This window comes from Sphingobacterium sp. SGL-16, assembly GCF_011043515.1.
Classification (GTDB): Bacteria; Bacteroidota; Bacteroidia; order Sphingobacteriales; family Sphingobacteriaceae; genus Sphingobacterium; species Sphingobacterium litopenaei.
Genome location: NZ_JAAKGQ010000099.1, coordinates 1 through 1659 on the forward strand (window position 1 = coordinate 1; position 1659 = coordinate 1659).

Here is a 1659-nt window from a genome sequence, read left to right on the forward strand (position 1 = left end):
TTTCCTGTTTTCAGCAAGTCATTTTAACTTAACTCAAACTCACTGTAATTCAGTGTATTACTGTTGAATTATTTAAAAATAGGGTGTCTCATGGCTTTTTTATCTATTTTGTGATGTGTTTGTCAGAAAGAAAAAGAACCATTCAGGTAGTTTTAGCGTCCAGCTGATTTCCAAAAGCTCGGGTAAATACAAAGTGGTTGAAACGATCGGCTCATCAGTAGATGAGCAAGAGCTTTCGAAGCTGATGTTGAAGGGTGAGCAGCGCATTCGTGAGCTGAAAGGCCAGTTTACCATGTTTACTCCTGAAAAGGATAACGTCATCGAAAGCTTTGTGTCTGAATTAAGCAATGGTCAAATCCGAACGATAGGTCCAGAGCTGGTTTTTGGAAGGATTTTTGACCATATTGGTTACGGGATAATTGAAGATCCGCTCTTTAGGCATTTGGTTGTTTCCCGTCTTGCGTTTCCTTTAAGCAAATTGAAAACGGTTGAATACCTCTATCGTTACCAAGGAGTCTCTGTGAGCATAGATTCTATCTATCGCTTTTTGGACAAGCTGAATAATCAATTGAAAGAAACCATCGAAAAGATAGGTTTCGAACATACCAAACGGGTTCTGAAGGGAGAAATCAATATTGTTTTCTACGATATGACCACCCTTTATTTTGAATCAAGTGATGAGGATGACCTCCGAAAAAGCGGCTTTAGCAAAGATGGTAAGCATAGTAACCCTCAGATATTTTTAGGTTTGTTGGTGGGGCTGGGAGGATATGCGATCGGTTACGATATTTTTGAGGGTAATATCTACGAAGGAAATACACTTATCCCGGTCATCGAAAAAATAAGTAAGCGGTTCGGACTGAACAAGCCGGTGATCGTAGCTGATGCGGGTCTTTTAAACAAGTCCAACATCACTAAACTGGAAGAACAAGGTTACCAATATATTCTTGGAGCACGTTTGAAAAACAGTGGCAGAACGATAAAGGAAACAATCATCGGACACTCGCTGAAGGATGGAGAGTATCTGGTAATCCAAGGTGAAGCCATCAGGACTATCATCAGCTATTCCGATAAGAGAGCAAAAAAAGACGGTATCAACAGAAAACGGGGACTGAAAAGACTCGAAAAGCAAATCAACAGTGGCAGGCTTACCAAAAGCAATATTAATAACAGAGGCTATAACAAATACCTTAAAATGGAGGGAAATGTCAAAATCTCCATCGATAGGGAAAAATATGACCAGGACCAAAAATGGGATGGATTAAAGGGGTATGTGACCAATAGTACGCTTCCCGCTAAAGAAATCATAGCAAATTACAAAAATCTTTGGCACATCGAAAAAGCATTTCGGATGTCTAAAACTGATCTTCGGATCCGACCAGTTTATCATAGGTTAAGGCATAGGATCGAGGCTCATATTTGCTTGTCTTTTGTAGCTTACACCATTTATAAGGAATTGGAAAGGGTACTTAATAAGGAATCCTTCTCATTATCACCGGAAAAAGCCGCAGAGATAACAAGAAATATATACCAGCTGGAAATAGTACTCCCGGAATCCAGAGCCATAAAAAACATCCTCTTGAAAATGGATGAAAAACAAACAAGGTTAATCGAGATCGTCAATAAAAATTTCTAGGGTGTCCCATTGCGGAAAACAGG

1 protein-coding gene is annotated in these 1659 nt (G+C 39.5%); it reads left to right on the forward strand.

Translation table 11 applies throughout. The features are described 5' to 3' along the window. The first annotated feature begins 115 nt into the window (after positions 1-115). Positions 116-1636 carry an IS1634 family transposase gene (locus G5B32_RS16795; RefSeq protein WP_165292646.1) on the forward strand — a complete coding sequence of 507 codons (1521 nt, stop codon included), beginning with the start codon at positions 116-118 and terminating at the stop codon, positions 1634-1636. The last annotated feature ends 23 nt before the right edge of the window (positions 1637-1659 follow it).